Below are 17083 nucleotides of genomic sequence, written 5' to 3'. Positions count from 1 at the left end.
GGTCATCCTTGTCGGGTCGGTGCCTGGGGAGTCCGAGCGGCTTGCGCCAGCGTCGTGCGGTCGAGCTTTCCGTTCGGGAGCAACGGGGCCGGTCGCAGCGACACCGCGATGTGTCGTGGCACCTTGTACGAGGCGAGGTGTCGGCGGCTCCACGACATCAGCTCGTCGGCCGTCACCGGGCTCCGGAGCGCGACGGAGGCCACCAGCCGGTCGTCGCCGTCCACGAAGTCGGACGTCACGACGGCGTGCGTCACGTCAGGGTGTCGCAGGAGGACGGCCTCGACCTCCGCGGGGGAGACGTTCATCCCGCGGACCTTGATCGTGCCCGAATGTCGACCCACGAAGAACAGCTCCCCGTCCTGCGAGAGGTACCCCAGGTCCCCGGTGTGGAACCAGCCGCTGTCGTCGAGGAGCCTGTCCTGCTCGACTCCCACCATCCCGATCATGAGGTTCGGTCCCCGGACACAGATCTCGCCGACGACCATCGCGGCGCACGGCCGCCCGGAGTCCGGTTCGACGATGCGACGCTCGAACCCGCCGATCGCCTCGCCGACGCTTCCCGCGCGGTCCTGCTCCACCGTGTCGTCCGAGATGCCGAGGTAGCTGTGCGGGCCGAGGGTCTCGGTCATCCCCAGACCTTCCATCCGCGCTCGCGTGCCGTCGAACGCCGCCGCGAGCGGCCTCCTCAAAGTTGCCGTGTCGGCCGGACGCCCCACAGACACCGCCGCCAGGCGCTCGTGAACGGTGCTCCAGCCCACGACGTCCGTGACCCCCTCTCGCGCGATCAGGTCCACGGAACCGTCGGCGTCGAACCGCTCCTGAAGCAGGATCTCGGCGCCGGCCGCGAGGCCCGACAGCAGTCCCACCGCGAGCCCGCCGACCCAGAACAAGGGCATGGCGACGAGGACGCGGTCGGACGCCGTGCGCCGCATGGCCGAAGCCAGGGCGTCCCCCTGGCGCACGCAGGCGCCCTGGGAGTGCACGACGCACTTGGGCCTCCCCGTGCTCCCCGAGGTGCAGATGACCACGACGGGGTCCCGTGGTGAGACGTCGAGGGCCATGTCGGCCACGGCCTCGTCCGACGTCAGCTCACTCCCGGCCACCGCCGCCCATGCCGCATCCGTCGGCTCGAGCAGCTCGATGGTTCGCAACCGAGGTGCGCCGCCGACGGCCAGGACCGGACCCGTGTGGAGGCTCAGCTCCGGGAAGGCCCGCTCGAGGAACAGGTCCATCGGCTCGAGGGGCGACACGCTCGCCGCGACGAGCACCTCGACGTCCGACGCGTCGAGGACGGTCCGCGTCTCGTCCGGGGTGGCGTAGCTGCTGAGGAGCACTCCGACAGCACCGATCCGGGCCACGCCGAGGAACGTGGCGACCCATGCCGCGGACTGCGGCAGGAGGATCCCGACACGGGTTCCCCGACCGACCCCCAGGGAGATCAGGCGCGCCGACACTGCCGTCGAGGCCGCGAACAGCTCCTCGAAGGTCAGCCGTGCATCGGGGGCGACGATCGCGGTTCGACCCTCGAACCGCGAGGCGCAGTGCTCGAGGAGCGCGCCGAGGGTCCTCGGTCGGTCAGGGGACATTCTTCGAGGCCGGCCGCGTGGGTGGCGCCGCATTCCATGGGGTGATGCCGTCCTCCGCGCGTCCTGCCGCGTACCCGTCGTCGTGGACCTCTGCCCAGTGCGCGTGGTTCATCTGGTGGATCGAGAAGCAGGCGTTGAGGGCGTTGTAGAACCCCATGTTGTCGACGGTCTGGTTGACGGACTCCTTGATGAACAGCGCTGCGGCAGTGGGGATGCTGGCAATGCGTCGGGCGAACTCGAGCGTGTCCTCCTCCAGCCGGTCGCGAGCGAACACCTTGGTCACCATCCCCAGCCGGTACGCCTCGTCGACCGACAGGGAGTCGCCCGTCATCAGCAGCTCTTTGGCCTTGCGCGGACCAAGCTCCCACGGGTGCGCGAAGTACTCGACACCACACATCCCCAACCGGGTACCGACGACATCGGCGAACTCTGCGTCCTCCGAGGCCACGATGAAGTCGCACGCCCACATGAGCATGAGGCCTGCCGCGAAGGTCTTGCCCTGGACCTGGGCGATCGTCGGCTTCCTCAGGTTGCGCCAGCGCAGGGTGTTCGCGAAGAAGTGGTGCCACTCCTGGATCGCCCTGCCCTCGACTCCGAGTCGCGTCCCGCCGTTGACCCCGCGCGACGGGTGCTGGTCCGGGCCGGGCCCCCATTCCTGGAGCTGCGTGGCCGACCCCATGTCGTGACCGGCCGAGAACATCGGCCCGGCGCCTGCCAGGACCACCACACGCACTCGATCATCCGCCTCCGCCCGGAGGAACAGCTCGTTGAGCTCCACCAGCAGCCCCCGGTTCTGGGCGTTCCTCGCCTCCGGGCGGTTGAGCGTGATGCGCGCGATCCGCGCGTCATCGAGCTCTTCGTAGGTCACGAACTTCACGAGGGCGGCTCCTCTTCCTGGGCGTGGACGGACGTCGCCGGAGGATCGGCGTCGGCGTTTCGGGTCAACGTGCTGCTGGCGGCCAGGATGTGGGCACGCATCGTCGCCGCCGCCCACTCGGAGTGGCCCTGTTCACAGGCCTCCAGGAGCTCGCGGTGCTGCGTCATGCTCCGGTGGAGATCCGTCGGCGAGTACCGCTGGAAGGTCCTGTTGACCAGGTGGATCTTGACCACCGAGCTGAGGACCGGGACCACCTGGGCTCCACACCCGACCTCGGCGATCAGGTTGTGGAACTCGGTGTTCTTGGCCGCGACCTCGTCGAGCCGTCGGTCTTGCGCCAGTCCCTCCATGTCGTCGGCGAGCTCCCGCAACCGCTCCAGGGCGTCGGGGGTCATCTTCTTGGCCGCACGCCCGGCGGCATGGCCCTCGACGAGGGCACGGAGCTCGTAGAGCTCCATGAGCTCCTCGGTCGACCACTCCGCGACGTGCACACCCCTCCCCGTCTGGAAGCGGAGGATGCCGTCTGCCGTCAGCTGCCGCAGTGCTTCGCGGATGGGGGTCCGGCTGACCCCGACCAGGTCGGAGAGGTCGTTCTCATGAAGGCGCTGCCCCGGGTCGAACTGCCCACTCTGAAGGGCCTCGAGCAACACGTCGTACGCCTTGGCCGCTGCGTTGGCCACGGTCCCACCTCCCTCTCGACGTTCGTGTGCCGTGAGCATTGCAAGAACCCCGTCGGCTCTGCCACCGCCTGCAGCACTTCGGTGCGCCACCTCGTGAGGCCGCCCGAGCCGACCAGCACCGTGGCTGGACTCGCGCTCACTCGGTATACAAAATCTAGTCATTCACGATCGCTGAGTCAAGTCTCCGACTGGCTCCAAGACTGGCACTCTTCCGCTCACTTCCTGAGATTTTGTGCTCCACTCAGGCCTGGGTCACCTGATTTCTCGACCATCACCGATGGACCGTCACGGCAAAGCCGTGTATACATGAAGGCACCTAGAGCTGGGGAGGACGATTGTCATCGCGTGAACTGCTGGCCATCCGCCAGACCGCCGGCGACCGGTTGGACGTCTACTCGGGTGTGGCCCGGCTCTCGGGCAGCGTCTTCGCCGCTGCGGTACACCCCGATGGTGTCAGCCGCACCGCTGCACTGGTCATCCATCCGACGTCGAACTTCCTCGGTCACTACGCCCTCGAGCCGCTCGCGGCACGCGGGGTGACGGCGGTGGGCCTCACCACGCGGTACGTGGGCAACGACAGCACGCTCATCATGGAGAACTGCGTCCTCGACGTCGCCGCGGCCGTTCGGCACCTGCGAGCTTCGGGGTTCGAGAAGGTCGTCCTGGTCGGAAACTCGGGAGGCGGCGGGCTCGCCGCCCTCTACCAGAGCCAGGCCGAGGCACCATCGATCACGGCAACGCCCGCGGGCGACCCGCCGAACCTGATGGTGGCGGACCTTCCTCCCGTCGACGCGATCGTCATGCTCATGGCCCACCCCGGCCGCGCGTCGACGCTGACCACGTGGCTGGATCCCGCCATCAGGTCCGAGGCCGCCCCGGACGACCGGGACGATGACCTCGACCTGTTCTCCCCGTCGCGCACCTTCCCCCTCGACGAGGACTTCCTCGAGCGCTACCGGGCGGCGCAGGAGGACCGGAACCGTCGGATCACCACATGGGTCAAGGAGACACTCGCGACCCTGGACGACGACGGCGACCTGTCCTTCCTCGTCCAGGGAACCGCGGCGGACCCACGCTTCCTGGACCTGTCGATCGAACCCAGCGACCGTGCACCCGGGACCCTCTGGGGAGACGCGCGCATCGCCAACACGCTCCCCGCGGGCCTGGCCCGCTACTCGAGCCTGCGCTCGTGGCTGAGCCAGTGGAGCCTGGACGACTCGAACTGCGATGCGCTCAAGAACCTCCCGGAGGTCAGCGTCCCCGTGCTCGTCGTCTACGGGTCGGCGGACAACGCCGCGTTCCCCAGCGACGCCCACGAGATGTTCGCAGCGGCCCGTCACGAGGGGAGCGCGATCGTGGAGGTCGCGGGTGCCGACCACTACTTCCTCGGCAGACCGGACCTGCTCGACGAGGCCTGCACCGCGATCGTGCGTTGGCTCGACGACCGAGGGATCCTGACATGAACGCCGGCACACCCCCGCCCGACCGTGGCCCCGGGCCCGACCTGCCCTTGGCGGGTCGTCGGGTCGTCGAGATGGGGCAGCTCATCGCGGGCCCCTTCTGCGGGCAGATCCTCGGCGACTTCGGTGCCGAGATCATCAAGGTCGAGGACCCTCGGCGCGGGGACCCCATGCGGGGCTGGGGACCTGCAGCTGCCGACGGCGGTTCTTCCCTCTGGTGGCCCATCATCGGCAGGAACAAGAAGTCCGTGACCCTCGACCTGCGCACCGCCGCCGGCCAGGACGTGGCCCGCCGCCTGATCTCGGAAGCGGACGTCCTCATCGAGAACTTCCGTCCAGGGACCATGGAGGCCTGGGGACTCGACTACGAATCCCTCTCGGCCATCAACCCCGGCCTCGTGATGGTGAGGGTCAGCGGCTTCGGGCAGTCCGGCCCCTACTCACACCGTGCGGGGTTCGGCTCGATCGCCGAGGCGATGGGAGGGCTGCGGTACGTCTCCGGGGACCCCGACCGACCCCCGAGCCGGTCGGGGATCAGCCTCGGCGACGAGCTCGCCGGCCTCACCGCCGCCATGGGCGCCCTCGTGGCGCTGCTGGCCAGGGAGCGCGACGGGCGGGGACAGGTGGTCGACTGCGCGATCTACGAGTCGGTCCTGGCGTTCATGGAGTCGCTGGTCCCCGAGTACGTGCTCGGTGGGTTCGTCCGTGAGCGGTCGGGCGCGATCCTGCCGGGGGTCGCTCCCTCCAACATCTACGCGACGGGTGACGGCCAGTCCGTGCTCATCGCCGCGAACGCCGATGCCATCTTCGGCCGCCTCGCGCAGGCCATGGGCAGTCCGGAGCTCGCCACCGACGAGAGGTTCAGGGACCACCAGGCACGTGGTCGTCATCAGGCCGTGCTCGACGGACTCATCGACGACTGGACGCGAACCCAGCCCTCGGACGCGCTGCTCGACTCCTTGGAACACCACGCCATCCCCGCCGGGAAGATCTACCGGGCCGAGGAGATGGTCTCGGATCCGCAGTTCCGTGCACGACAGTCCCTGGTGACCGTTCCGGACGACCACTTCGGGGACTTCCCGATGCAGAACGTCGTGCCTCGCCTGTCGGAGACACCCGGCGCGGTCCGCTGGACGGGGCCGCGGCTCGGGGAGCACAACGACGAGGTCCTGCAGGGCGGTCTCGGTCTGTCCGCGGCGGAGGTCGCTACTGCGCAGGGCCACACGAGCGAGGAGGCGCCCCGATGACGATGGAGGACGACACCGACGAGGCGCTGGAGGCCTTCCGCGCCGAGGCACGAACCTGGCTCTCCGAGAACGCACCTGGGGACCCACGTCCGACGACGCACGGGCCAGAGGTCCGCGAGTACGACGCCGCGTGGCAGCGTCGACAGTTCGACGGAGGCTGGGCGGGGGTGTCGTGGGACAAGGAGTACGGCGGGCTCGGGTTGTCCCCGCTCCGGCAGGTCGTCTGGTACGAGGAGGTCGTGCGCTCGGGCGCTCCCACGGAGAGCGTGTTCAACGTGGCGATGGGACATGCGGGACCGACCCTCATCCGTTGCGGTTCGGCCGAGCAGCGTGCTTTCCACCTGCCGCGCATCCTGCGAGGGGAGACGCCCTGGTGCCAGGGGTTCTCCGAGCCCGGCGCCGGCTCGGACCTCGCGGGGATCAGGACGAGCGCGGTCGTCGACGGAGACGACCTCGTCATCAACGGCGCGAAGATCTGGACCAGCCAGGCACAGTGGGCCGACTACGGCGAGCTCCTCGTGCGGACCGACCCGCACGCACCGCGTCACGGCGGTCTCAGCTGGGTGATCATGGACATGCACCTGCCGGGCGTCGACATCCGTCCGATCCTCAACATGGACGGGTACCCGCACAACTGCGCGGTCTTCTACGACGACGTCCGGGTCCCGCTCACCAGCGTCGTCGGTGGGGTCGGCAACGGGTGGGGCGTGGCCATGGAAACGCTCGCTGCCGAGCGTGGCCCCGCCTTCCTCGACCTCCGCCTAACCCGGCTGCGCTCGATCGACCTCCTCGTCCGTCGTGCGGACCACGTGCTCCCCGACGGGCACCCGCTGCGTGGGCGCATGGCCACCATCCGTGCCGAGGCCGAGGTGCTGCGCTCGATGGCCTGGTACCAGTCGTCACAGAGCGGGGACGGCCCCCCCAGCGCCGAGACCACGGCCATCCGGACCTGGTTCGTGCAGCTCCAGTTCGCGTCGTCCGAGCTGGCCGTGGATCTCCTCGGGAGCGCCGCTCTTGAGATGACCGAGACGACTCGTCAGTGGTTGGAGGACTTCAGCGCCATGATCGCCGGCGGCACCAAGGACATCCAGAAGAACATCATCGGAGAGCGCGTGCTGGGGCTGCCCCGATGAGGCTCTCCCTGTCCACGGACCAGACCGACATCATCGGTGGCGCCCGCGACTTCCTCGCGGGCACCTTCACCGCCGACCGACGACGTGAGCTCGCAGGCCGTGAGGGGAGGTCGATCGACGACGCCACCTGGGCGCAGGTGTGCTCCCAGGGCTGGCTCGGCGTCGGGCTGCCGACGGAGGTGGGTGGTCTGGGACTGGGGGTGATGGAGGAGGCGCTGCTGTTCCGGGAGGTCGGGCGTCACGTCGTCCCCGGGCCCTTGGTGGGCGGTGTCGTCGGGGCGCGGATCGCAGTCCTGTCCGGTGGCCTCGACCTCGCCGCCGACATCGTCTCGGGTCATACGCGGGTCGGAGTGTGCGCCGGCACCTTCGTCGTCGACGCGCACGACGGTGACCTCGCGGTGCGGTTCGGCGACGGTGACGCGGTCGAGCTCGTGTCGGTCGCCGGGGTCGAGCCCCGCGAGGCGGTCGATCCGGGGACCCGCATCGGCGTCGCGAGCTCGCTCACCCCCCTCCACCGGCTCGACGACGGCTCCCACGTGACGGCCGTGGCGCGCGTGCTGGCGGCCGCGGCCCACCTCGGCGTCATCGAGGCGGTTCGGGACATGTCGGCCGCGTACGCGGTCACCCGAGAGCAGTTCGGTCGCCCGATCGGGTCGTTCCAGGCCGTCAAGCACCGCTGCGCCGACATGGCGATCGCCGCGTACGCCTGCCGGGCACAGGTGCTCATGGCAGCGCGGTGCGTCGACGCGACCACCGGCGAGGCGGCGCTCCAAGCGGCCTGCGCCCGTGTGGTCAGCGCCAAGTACGCGCGCCGCAGCGCTGCGGACAACGTCCAGAACCTCGGCGGGATCGGGTTCACGTGGGAACACGACGCCCACCTCTACGTCAAGCGGGCTCACACGCTCGACCACCTGGCGGGAACCGTCGAGCAGAGTCACCCCCACGTCCTCGCCGGGACGCCGGCGTGATGAGGCCGTCGCTGCAGGTGGTCGTGGGCAGCACCCGCCCCCGTCGGGCGGGATCGTCCGTGGCGACGTGGTTCCTCGAGGCGGCAAGGGGACACGGCGCGTTCGACGTCGGCGTCCAGGACCTTGCGGAATGGGACCTGCCCATGCTGGACGAGCCGGAGCTGCCCGTCCTCGGTGGCTACCAGCACGACCACACCCGGCGGTGGGCCGAGGTCGTCGCCCGCGCCGATGCCTTCGTCCTGGTGACTCCCGAGTACAACCACGGGTACAGCGCTCCCCTGAAGAACGCCCTCGACTCCGTGTACGCGGAGTGGAACGACAAGCCGGTCGGCTTCGTGTCGTACGGCGGGGTCTCGGCCGGGACGCGTGCGACGGGTCAGCTCAAGGAAGTCGTCACGGCACTGCGCATGCACCCGTCCCACCCCGCGGTGAACATCCCGTTCGTGGCCCGCCACATCGACGACGCCCGGGTGTTCGAGCCCAACCCCCAGCTCGAGACGGCGGCGCGTCTCATGCTCGATGAGCTCCTCGTGCTCCACACCCACCTGGAGCCCCTGCGCCGGGCACGGCTCACGCCGACAGGTCACGCGGGAACAGCGCGGCCCTGAGGAACGAGCTGCTCCCGGGACGGCCCAACCGCTCGAGCAGGTCGCTCCCTATGGACATCAGGGCGGGGACGTCGAGCCCGACGGCCGCCCCGCTGCGATCGAGCTGGTAGGCGATCTCCTCGGTGGCGATGTTGCCCGAGGCACCGGGCGCGAAGGGGCACCCTCCGACGCCGCCCACTGACGCATCGAGCGCCACCGGCGCGCGCGCCTCGGCAGCTGCCCGAAGTGCGGCGTGGGCGTTGGCGTACCCGGTGTTGCGCGTGTTGTGGAAGTGCCAGCGCAGTGGCAGGGCGGGAGCCCGGTCGGCAACGAGCCCGGCGAGCTCGTCCACCTGGTGCGGGAGGCCGACACCGATGGTGTCGGCGAGGGCCAGCTCGTCGGGGCCTGCGTCCACGACCCGGCCCACGATGTCGTCCAGCCTGGCGGTGGGGACCAGGCCCTCGAACGGGCACCCGAACGCCACGGCCAGGGTGACGGTCGTGCGGACCTCTGCGGCCTGCGCCCGGCGGGTGATCCGCTCGGCAGAAGCGAGGCTGTCGTCGACGGTCTGCCCCTGGTTGCGAGTGGCGAAGGTGTCCGTGACGGGGAGGACGACGTTGACCTCGTCGACACCCGCCGCGAGCGCCCGGTGCAGGCCTCGCTCGTTCAGGACGAGGCCGATGAGTGAGGCCACGCCGCGGGGGATCGCGGACAGCACCGCCTCGGCGTCCGCCATCTGGGGGACGCGCCGGGGGTCGACGAAGCTCGCCGCTTCGATCCGGCGAGCGCCGGCATCCACCAGCCTGGCGATGAGCGCGACCTTGTCGTGGGTCGACAACAGCACGGACTCGTTTTGCAGCCCGTCCCGGGGGGCGACCTCGACGATCGAGACGCGTGGAGGTTCCGCCCCCGTGGACCGGCTCACGTCACGTTCTCGCGGGGGCCGAGGGCCGCGACGGTCCGGTCGGGCACACCGGGGTCGCTGGTCCCTCCGGACGGTGGCCCATCACTCGTCACCGTGCGGCGTCGACGTCTGTTGACGAGGAGCTCCCACGTCCCGGACAGTCCGCGCGGCAGGACGACCGCGATGACGAGGAACACTCCTGCGAACGTGAGCGGCCCGACTCCGGGGCGTGCGTTGGTGACGCTGGTGATGAACTGCGCCAGCCACACCACCACGAGGGCACCCACCGCCGTCCCCCAGGGCCGCGCGGACCCTCCGACGAGGGCGACGATGATCACCTGGAAGAGAGCAGTGAAGCTGAGGAACAGTTCGGTGCTCACCAGCAGGTTGTACTGGGCGTAGACGTACCCCGCGGGGGCGGCCACCATGGCGCTGACCACGAAGAGGGACAGCTTGGTGCGGAACACCGGGACACCGCTCGCGGCGGCCGCCTCGGGAGCGTCCTTGATGGCCTGCAACCAGAGGCCGAAACGGCTGCGGGCCAGCCACATCAGCCCCGCGATGATGAGCACGTTCATGACGAGCAGGATTCGGGCGAAGGGTAGGCCACCCGCGAACTGCATCTGGCTGAGCGACCCACCACCGATGACGTCGACGTAGAGGCCGGCAGATCCACCGAGCGCCGGGATCCCGGCGACGATGGGCACGGCGGCCTGGGCGATGATCAGGGTGATGAGCGCGGTCATCACCGCGCCAGAGCTCCGCAGGGACGCCAACCCGATGGGCAGGGCGATCGCGCCGGCGACGAGAGCGCCGAGGACCAGGCCGAGCCAGGGGTTCACGTCGAAGTTCTGGTTCATGTAGACGCCCGTGTAGGCGCCGGCCGCCAGGAACACGGGTTGGGCCAGGGAGAAGATCCCCAGGGCGCCGAACACCATGTTGAACGACGACCCCGCCGCCGCGTAGTAGAGGGCCAGCACCGCGATGCTGATCCCGGCTCCGCCCAACAGGCCCAGGAGGGCCCAGCCGACGGCCCCGGCGACCAGCAGCAACAGCCACGGGGCCAGCATTCTGGCGCGTGTACCCATGGGTCAGTTCTCCTCGATCTGGGGACGCACCATCAACGCGACGAAGATGATGACGAGCGGCACGATCGTGGTCCAGATGGACGACAGGTAGCCAGCGGACAGGGCCTCGATGACGCCGACGCCCATCCCGGCGAACACCGCTCCGATCGTGTTCCCGATCCCACCGACGATGACGACGGCGAAGGCGGAGATCAAGAAGTTGGTTCCGACCTCCGGCGTGAGGACGACGAAGGAGCTGACCAGGATCCCGGAGATACCGGCGATCGCCGTCGAGATGACGACGGCGAGCCGCCGGATCACCGGTGTCCTCACCCCGTGCAGGGCAGCCGCCTGGCTGTTCTCCGCGACGGCGCGCATGGCTCGTCCCACTCGGGTACGGCGGATGAAGAGGAAGAGGCTCAGCCCGAGGACGAACGTGAAGCCGCCCGCGAGCAGCTTGTCCCACGGGACGACGAAGCCGAAGACCTCCCATCCGCCCTGGATGGCCGCGTCCATGGTTCGCGGGTTGTCGCTGAAGATGACCGCCAGCAGGCCGCCGATGGTGAGCAGCACGCCCAAGCCGATCAGCAGCTCGCCGATCTCTCCGCTGGCTCGGGCGCGCCACTCGAACAGCTCCGCGATGCCCAGACCGAGGAGGCTGAACAGCACCAGGCCGGGGAGCAGGGCCACGTACGGCCCCAGCCCGGTCCACTCGTGCAGCACGTAGGCGAAGTACATCCCGAGCGCGACGAGGGAGCCGTAGGCGAAGTTGGCGATCTTGCCCACGCCGAGGACCAGGGTGAATCCGACGCCGACCAGGCCGTAGACCATGCCGGTGAGGATTCCGGTGATCAGGAGCTGCGGGAGGAGCACGGGTCCGCCTTCGTGGTCCGGGAGTGGGGCAGGTGCGTCACTTCAGTCCGCCGCCGTAGGCGATCGGCTTGGCGGAGGCGACGCTGGCGGGGTAGACGACCTCGACCTTCCCGTTCTGGAGCTGGGCGTAGTACACGGGGGCGTTCTCCAGGGTGCCCTGTGCCGTGAACTTCAGCTCGGCCGGCGACGGGTAGACGTTGCCGTTGTCGTTGGTAAGCGACACGGACGTCAGGGCAGCGGCGATCTTCGCGGGCTCGGCCGAGGCTGCCTTCTCCAGGGCCGCCACGATGAACATCATCGAGGTGTATCCGGAGAACGACTGACGCGTCGGGACCTCGTTGAACTTCTTCTGGTAGGCGGCGCTCATGGAGTCGAAGAGCGGCGGCAGCCCGGGCATCCCGGCGACGGGCCCGATGGTGGTGATGGTGCCGTCGGCGGGACCGCCGACCTGCTTGAGGATCTGCGCGGAGTCTCCGCCGGTCGCTAGCCAGATCTTGGAGGAGGGCTTGAACTGGGTGCCGAAGGACTTGGTCAGCGCCAGCGAGTCACCGGGGTACCCCAAGGTCATCAGCACGTCGGCCTTGCTGTTCGACATGCGGGCCGCCACGGCGGAGAAGTCGGTGGTGCCCGGCTGGTAGCTGACGTCACTCAGGAGCTTGTAGCCGGCGGACGAGTTGGCCTTCTTCCAGGCGTCGAACAGGGCCACACCGTAGGAGTTGCTCACGTTGGACGTGGCCACCGTCGGGTTGGAGATGCCCAGCTCCTTGGAGACGAACCCGATGACCTCCTGCCAGCCGGTGCCCGCCTGCGTGGTGTTCGCGACGTTGGAGAAGACGGTGTTGTAGCCACGCTGGTTGATCTTGTCCGCAGCACCCCCGGTGTTGACCCACGGGATGCCGGCGCGGTGGGTGACGTTGGTCCCGGCCAGGACGGTGTCGGACACCTCGCCGCCGAGGACGGCGGAGACCCCGTCGTTCACCGCAGCCTGGGCCTGGGTGGCGCCCTGGTCCGGTGTGGTCTGCGTGTCATACGGCTTCAGCTTGAGCTTCGCGCCGCCGAGGGACTTGATGCCGCCCTTGGCATTGACCTCCTCGACGGCGAGCTGGGCACCCTGGTTCTCGGGGATGCCGTAGACGGACGCCGGTCCGCTGAGGTCGGTGACACTTCCGACGACCACCTCCTTGACGCTGGCCGAGCTGGCGGAGTCGCTGGGGGTCTCCGTGGACCCGCAGGCGCTCGCCACGAGCAGGAGGGGTGCGGCCACGACGGCCAGGGTGATGCGCGACATGCTCATGACGGGCTCCTTGTGTATGGGACTGCGAACGGGAATCAGTTGGGACGTGCTTCGGCACCGAACACGCGCTCGGCGATCTGGCGTGACGAGAGGTCGCCACCGTCCTTGAGGGGACCGACGTAGCCCGACCTCATGACGAACACCTCGGAGCACAGCGCGATGGCTCCTGCGTTCTGCTCGGCGAGCAACACGGTGATCTGGGCCTCGCGCTGCATCGCCCTGATCGCGTCGAACATCTGCGTGACGATCACCGGGGCCAGGCCTTCGGACGGCTCGTCGAGCAGGAGGATCCGAGGATCGGCCATCAGCCCGCGCCCCAGGGCGAGCATCTGCTGCTGGCCACCGGACAACGTCCCCGCCTGCTGACGCCTGCGCTCGCCCAGGATGGGGAAGAGGTCAAACACCCGGTCCATCGATGCGGCGATCTGCGCGGCGTCCTTGCGCCGGTAGGCGCCCATGAGCAGCGTGTCGAGCACGGACATCGAGGGCCACAGCTGACGACGGGCCGGCATCTGCACCAGGCCCCGACGAGCGCGCTCCCAGGCCGGCAGCCGCGTCACGTCCTCGCCGAAGAGCGACACGACCCCGCCGCGGGCGGGAAGCGTCCCGGAGATCGCGTCGAGCAGGCTGGACTTCCCGGCGCCGTTGAGGCCGAGCAGGCCGACGCACGCGGAGGACGGCACCGTCAGGCTCACCTCGTGCACGACCTGGAGCTCACCGTGCCTGACGCTCAGGCCGTCGATCTCAAGCGCTGGCTGCGGTACCAAGGTAGGTCTCCAGGACAGAGGGGTGGTTGAGGACCTCATCGGGGCCGCCGTCGGCGATGACGTTTCCTGCGCTGATCGCCACCACGCGATCGGAGATCAGGCGGATGGCGCTCATGTTGTGCTCGATGAGGATGACGGAGACGCCCTTCGCGGGGAGCCCATGCACGGTGGTCGCGAGGTCCGCGACCTCTTCGTCGTTGAGGCCGCTGAAGATCTCGTCCAGGAGCACCAGCCTCGGGTCCGTGCAGAGGGCCCGGGCGAGCTCGAGACGCTTTCCCTCGACGGCGTTGAGATCCGCTCCGAGACGGAGGGCGAGACCCGTCATGTCGAGTTCGTCGAGGACCTGCGCGGCCCGCTCTCGGCTCCGCCCGCGACCGGCACCGACCGCCGACGCTGCCACCGCCAGGTTGTCGATCGTCGTCAGTGAGGCGAAGGGTTGGATCATCTGGAAGGTTCTGCCGATGCCCAGCCGACACCGGCGATGCGGCGGCAGTGTGGTGACGTCCTTGCCCCGGAAGACGACGCGGCCCGAGCTCGGGGCGAACGTCCCCGCCACCACGTTGAACAGCGTGGTCTTGCCGGCGCCGTTCGGTCCGATGATCCCGACGGTTTCGCCCTCTCGGGCGCTCATGGACACGGAGTCGAGGGCGACGACGCCCCGAAATCGCTTGCCGACACCCTCAACCTGGAGCAGAGGGCTCCCCACGGGTGATGACATGCGCGAACTCCTTCGTTGGCTGTTCGATGTCTTTGTATACATGAGTCTCGCCAAGGCCGTCAACAACCCGATCCGCGCGTGGACGCCCGGGGCCTCGCTTAATGCGCTCAAACCGTGCTGCATACGGTCGTATCCACGATAACGCTCGCCGTACGGGCGCGCCCGCAGCCTCAGCGCCACCGCGTCGGCGTCGTTGACCTCGGTGGTGGCTGTGTATACATTCGATGAGTGAGATTCTCCACCGACCAACTCGACCGCTTCCTTCGACCCCGACGCATCGCGGTCGTCGGGCTCAACGACGAGTCGCCCTACCGAGAGGGCGTCCTGAGAACCATCTCGTCGGGCCTCGAGGTGGTGGTAGTCCACCCGTCTCGGGAGCACGTGTTCGGCCTTCCCACCCACACGTCCCTGCTCGACGTCGATGGACCCGTCGACGCCGTCTTCTCCATGGTGGGGGCCGCGTCCGTTCAGAGCGTCGTCGACCAAGCGGCATCGATGGGCGCAGGTGGCGTCGTCGTCTCAGCGGGCGGCTTTGCCGACGCGGGCGATGCCGGGCGGTCTCGCCAGCTTCACCTCGCGGACACGGCGGCGGCCGCGGGGCTGCCGGTGGTCGGCCCGAACAGCGCGGGACTGATCGACGTGACCGGAGGCGCGGACCTGAGCCTCCTTCCTCCGTTCGAGCGGAGGAAGGGCGGAGTCTCGATCGTCGCACACAGTGGGGCCGCCCTGGAGGCCGTGGCATCACTGGCCTGGCGGTCCAGCCGGGTGGGCTTCAGCCTCATGGTCTCGTCGGGCAACGAGATGTCGTTGGACGTGGCGGACTACGTCCTGTACCTCGCCGACGACCCCTCGACGTCGGTCATCGCGGTGGTCCTCGAAGCGATCCGTCGGCCCTCGGCGTTCTTCGACGCGGTCGAGTGCGCGCACCGTGCGGGCAAGCCGGTGGTGGTGCTCAAGCTCGGCCGGTCGGAACGGTCGCTGCGCGTCGTGGAGTCCCACACCGGCGCCATTGCCGAGGAGGACTGGGTGTTCCAGATCGCGGCGCGGCAGTACGGGATCGAGGTGGTGGCTGACGTTCCGGAACTGGTGGACCGCATCCAGTTCTTCGACCAGCTGGACCGAGACCTGTGGCCCTCGGCCGGCGGGGTCTGCGTGTGGACGATGTCCGGCGGTTTCGCCGCACTCGCCGCAGACCTGTCGACGACGCTGGGGCTGGAGATGCCCACCAACCCGGCGCTCGACGAGTGGGTGCGGTCCAACATCCCGGGAGCCGGGGTCGCCAATCCACTCGACGCCACAGGATTCGCCGTCGGCGACGTCGAGCTCTGGGGACGCATCGTCGACCGGTACCTGGAGGAGCCGGCCTTCGGGACCTTCCTGTTCCTCCACCAGCTGGCCGACTGGGACGAGGGGTTCCGCGCCGTACCGGACTTCTTGTCGGAGGTGATGGCCCAGCGAGGGCGGCCGCTCGTGATCAGTCCCTACGCCGGCGACCCGGGCGCCTGGGTGGATGCGCTGCGATCAGGGAGTACCGCGCTCGGCAACGGCCTGAGCGGGTCACTGCGAGGTATCCATTCGATGGCCGGCCACGCGGTCAAGGTCCGCACGCCGACGAGCCCACCGGTGGCACCACCGACGGCCCCGCCGATCGCCCATGCCGCGCCTGAGCCCACCACCGGAGTCCTGCCGTTTGTCGACGCGATGGCCCTGCTCACCGAGCACGGGATAGACGTCGCGCCCTTCCACATGGTCGCGCCGGAGGACGCCGTCATCCCTCCGGCCTTCCCCGGCCCGTACGTCGCCAAGCTGGCCGAGGTGGCCCACCGTGCACGGATCGGCGCCGTCGCGACCAACGTCGAGGCAAATGAGCTCACCACGGTCGTGGCACGGCTGCGGAGCGTGGCGGAGCACGAGTCGGTCCCGGCGTGGGTCGTCATCCAGCCCCAGCTGACCGGGCGCGAGGCCTTCATCGGCATGTCGACCAAGAGCGCCCTCGGTCCCGTCGTTGCGGCTGGTCGAGGTGGCGGCGGGGTCGAGCAGGACGGTCGGATCTTGGGTCGGATGGCGCCCTTCTCCGCCGAGTCCGCCGCGGCACTGGCGCTGGAGGTCGGTGCCCAGCTGGCGCTGGACCCCGTCGGCGCGCGTAGCCTGCAGACGGCACTGGAGTCGGCCAGCGCACTGATCTCCGGAGGGGTTGGCTGGATCGAGACCATGGACATCAACCCCCTGATCGAGACGCCGCACGGTTTCGTTGCCGTCGACGCCCTGTGCATCGTGCGATGAGCGACGCCCTCACCGAGCTGCGAGGTCGCTTCCTCGGGACGTTGGACATCGAGGGCGAGACACCCGTAGAGATGGGGGCGACGCCGTACGGACGTCGACGGGTCGTGAACATCGCCGGCGGCCGGGTCAGCGGGCCGCACCTCAACGGGGAGATCCTGCGGACCGGACAGGACTCGGCCCTCATCCGCAACGACGGGGTCTTCGAGCACGACGTGCGGATGATGCTTCGCCTCAACCCGAGCGAGCTGGTGCGAGTCACGTACTGGGGCCGATGGCACTCCACCGAGCTCGAGCGCCTGCTGAGACGTGAGGGGACCCTCGACGACATCGACTCCTACCTGCGGATCGCGGTGTCGTTCGAGACCGCATCGCCGACGTTCGCCTGGCTCAACACGATCGTCGCCGTCGGCATCGGGCGCCCTCGGATGGGAACCACCAGTGGCATCGTCTACGAAATTCACGAGGTGCTGTGAGCCACAAGCAAGGTTGCCAGTCGACATGGCCGTCGGCGAAGCCGGGCTGTGAAGGCAAGGTCCCCCTCGATCCAGCAGTGAAGGTGGCGGTGCCTCCAAACCCCAGTGCCCCGGTTGACCGGCTGGCCGGGGCCGAATCAAGCCTATGAACTGCGGAAATGTCCCC

At 69.2% G+C, this 17083-nt stretch carries 16 protein-coding genes; 7 read left to right on the top strand and 9 right to left on the bottom strand.

The genetic code is table 11. The features are described 5' to 3' along the window. Positions 1–2 precede the first annotated feature (2 nt). From ACFLFB_RS03145 to ACFLFB_RS03135, 3 genes are read right to left on the bottom strand one after another with little or no spacing between them, the layout of a single operon-like run. Positions 3–1586, bottom strand: coding sequence for a class I adenylate-forming enzyme family protein (locus ACFLFB_RS03145; protein WP_392544249.1), 1584 nt, complete (start codon positions 1584–1586; stop codon positions 3–5). Next, the gene (locus ACFLFB_RS03140; RefSeq protein WP_392544248.1) at positions 1576–2463 is read right to left on the bottom strand and encodes an enoyl-CoA hydratase; all 888 of its coding nucleotides are present in this window, start codon (positions 2461–2463) and stop codon (positions 1576–1578) included. The genes ACFLFB_RS03145 and ACFLFB_RS03140 overlap by 11 nt, the downstream gene beginning before the upstream one ends. Beyond that, entirely contained in the window at positions 2460–3143 is a 684-nt protein-coding gene (locus ACFLFB_RS03135) for a GntR family transcriptional regulator (protein ID WP_392544247.1), read from the bottom strand. The genes ACFLFB_RS03140 and ACFLFB_RS03135 overlap by 4 nt, the downstream gene beginning before the upstream one ends. Before the next feature lie 335 nt (positions 3144–3478). On the opposite strand from ACFLFB_RS03135, the gene ACFLFB_RS03130 reads away from it, so the two are divergent. From ACFLFB_RS03130 to ACFLFB_RS03110, 5 genes are read left to right on the top strand one after another with little or no spacing between them, the layout of a single operon-like run. Beyond that, positions 3479–4606 carry an alpha/beta fold hydrolase gene (locus ACFLFB_RS03130; RefSeq protein ID WP_392544246.1) on the top strand — a complete coding sequence of 376 codons (1128 nt, stop codon included), beginning with the start codon at positions 3479–3481 and terminating at the stop codon, positions 4604–4606. Next, complete coding sequence (locus ACFLFB_RS03125) at positions 4603–5850, top strand: CaiB/BaiF CoA transferase family protein (protein ID WP_392544245.1); 1248 nt, start codon at positions 4603–4605, stop codon at positions 5848–5850. The genes ACFLFB_RS03130 and ACFLFB_RS03125 overlap by 4 nt, the downstream gene beginning before the upstream one ends. Beyond that, positions 5847–6983, top strand: a complete 1137-nt coding sequence (locus ACFLFB_RS03120) for an acyl-CoA dehydrogenase family protein (protein WP_392544244.1) — start codon at positions 5847–5849, stop codon at positions 6981–6983. Before ACFLFB_RS03125 ends, ACFLFB_RS03120 begins: the two co-directional genes overlap by 4 nt. Next, positions 6980–7951, top strand: a complete 972-nt coding sequence (locus tag ACFLFB_RS03115; RefSeq protein WP_392544243.1) for an acyl-CoA dehydrogenase family protein — start codon at positions 6980–6982, stop codon at positions 7949–7951. Before ACFLFB_RS03120 ends, ACFLFB_RS03115 begins: the two co-directional genes overlap by 4 nt. Beyond that, positions 7951–8559 carry an NADPH-dependent FMN reductase gene (locus ACFLFB_RS03110; protein WP_392544242.1) on the top strand — a complete coding sequence of 203 codons (609 nt, stop codon included), beginning with the start codon at positions 7951–7953 and terminating at the stop codon, positions 8557–8559. The genes ACFLFB_RS03115 and ACFLFB_RS03110 overlap by 1 nt, the downstream gene beginning before the upstream one ends. Here ACFLFB_RS03110 and ACFLFB_RS03105 read toward each other — a convergent pair. Genes ACFLFB_RS03105 through ACFLFB_RS03080 form a run of 6 tightly spaced genes read right to left on the bottom strand, consistent with a single transcriptional unit; the run spans position 8522 to position 14563 of the window. Further along, positions 8522–9463 carry a hydroxymethylglutaryl-CoA lyase gene (locus ACFLFB_RS03105; protein WP_392544241.1) on the bottom strand — a complete coding sequence of 314 codons (942 nt, stop codon included), beginning with the start codon at positions 9461–9463 and terminating at the stop codon, positions 8522–8524. The genes ACFLFB_RS03110 and ACFLFB_RS03105 overlap by 38 nt on opposite strands. Next, positions 9460–10530, bottom strand: coding sequence for a branched-chain amino acid ABC transporter permease (locus ACFLFB_RS03100; protein ID WP_392544240.1), 1071 nt, complete (start codon positions 10528–10530; stop codon positions 9460–9462). Before ACFLFB_RS03100 ends, ACFLFB_RS03105 begins: the two co-directional genes overlap by 4 nt. A gap of 3 nt (positions 10531–10533) precedes the next feature. After that, the gene (locus tag ACFLFB_RS03095; protein ID WP_392544239.1) at positions 10534–11382 is read right to left on the bottom strand and encodes a branched-chain amino acid ABC transporter permease; all 849 of its coding nucleotides are present in this window, start codon (positions 11380–11382) and stop codon (positions 10534–10536) included. A gap of 37 nt (positions 11383–11419) precedes the next feature. Beyond that, on the bottom strand, positions 11420–12676 hold the full coding sequence (locus ACFLFB_RS03090) for an ABC transporter substrate-binding protein (protein ID WP_392544238.1): 1257 nt from the start codon (positions 12674–12676) through the stop codon (positions 11420–11422). 35 nt (positions 12677–12711) lie between these two features. Further along, positions 12712–13380 carry an ABC transporter ATP-binding protein gene (locus ACFLFB_RS03085; RefSeq protein ID WP_392544237.1) on the bottom strand — a complete coding sequence of 223 codons (669 nt, stop codon included), beginning with the start codon at positions 13378–13380 and terminating at the stop codon, positions 12712–12714. Between the two features lie 40 nt (positions 13381–13420). Next, entirely contained in the window at positions 13421–14563 is a 1143-nt protein-coding gene (locus ACFLFB_RS03080) for an ABC transporter ATP-binding protein (protein ID WP_392544236.1), read from the bottom strand. Between ACFLFB_RS03080 and ACFLFB_RS03075 the strand changes: the two genes are divergently transcribed. Together ACFLFB_RS03075 and ACFLFB_RS03070 are read left to right on the top strand one after the other, a co-directional pair. Beyond that, entirely contained in the window at positions 14486–16444 is a 1959-nt protein-coding gene (locus ACFLFB_RS03075; protein WP_392545464.1) for an acetate--CoA ligase family protein, read from the top strand. The two genes, ACFLFB_RS03080 and ACFLFB_RS03075, sit on opposite strands and share 78 nt — an antisense overlap. Next, positions 16441–16917, top strand: coding sequence for a DUF3237 domain-containing protein (locus tag ACFLFB_RS03070; protein ID WP_392544235.1), 477 nt, complete (start codon positions 16441–16443; stop codon positions 16915–16917). The genes ACFLFB_RS03075 and ACFLFB_RS03070 overlap by 4 nt, the downstream gene beginning before the upstream one ends. Positions 16918–17083: the final 166 nt, after the last annotated feature.

The sequence above is a fragment of the Oryzobacter telluris genome, assembly GCF_043099285.1.
Taxonomy (GTDB): Bacteria; Actinomycetota; Actinomycetes; order Actinomycetales; family Dermatophilaceae; genus Oryzobacter; species Oryzobacter telluris.
The sequence above is the reverse complement of the archived record's forward strand: the minus strand, read 5'-3'. Positions and strand labels throughout refer to the sequence as shown.

What these genes read in the sequence shown, in the direction of transcription:
- ACFLFB_RS03115 (WP_392544243.1), top strand. Translation starts at nt 6,980, where the DNA reads ATGAGGCTCTCCCTGTCCACGGACCAGACCGACATCATCGGTGGCGCC.
- ACFLFB_RS03070 (WP_392544235.1), top strand. Translation starts at nt 16,441, where the DNA reads ATGAGCGACGCCCTCACCGAGCTGCGAGGTCGCTTCCTCGGGACGTTG.
- ACFLFB_RS03100 (WP_392544240.1), bottom strand. Translation starts at nt 10,530, where the DNA reads ATGGGTACACGCGCCAGAATGCTGGCCCCGTGGCTGTTGCTGCTGGTC.
- ACFLFB_RS03110 (WP_392544242.1), top strand. Translation starts at nt 7,951, where the DNA reads ATGAGGCCGTCGCTGCAGGTGGTCGTGGGCAGCACCCGCCCCCGTCGG.
- ACFLFB_RS03145 (WP_392544249.1), bottom strand. Translation starts at nt 1,586, where the DNA reads ATGTCCCCTGACCGACCGAGGACCCTCGGCGCGCTCCTCGAGCACTGC.
- ACFLFB_RS03125 (WP_392544245.1), top strand. Translation starts at nt 4,603, where the DNA reads ATGAACGCCGGCACACCCCCGCCCGACCGTGGCCCCGGGCCCGACCTG.
- ACFLFB_RS03120 (WP_392544244.1), top strand. Translation starts at nt 5,847, where the DNA reads ATGACGATGGAGGACGACACCGACGAGGCGCTGGAGGCCTTCCGCGCC.
- ACFLFB_RS03090 (WP_392544238.1), bottom strand. Translation starts at nt 12,676, where the DNA reads ATGAGCATGTCGCGCATCACCCTGGCCGTCGTGGCCGCACCCCTCCTG.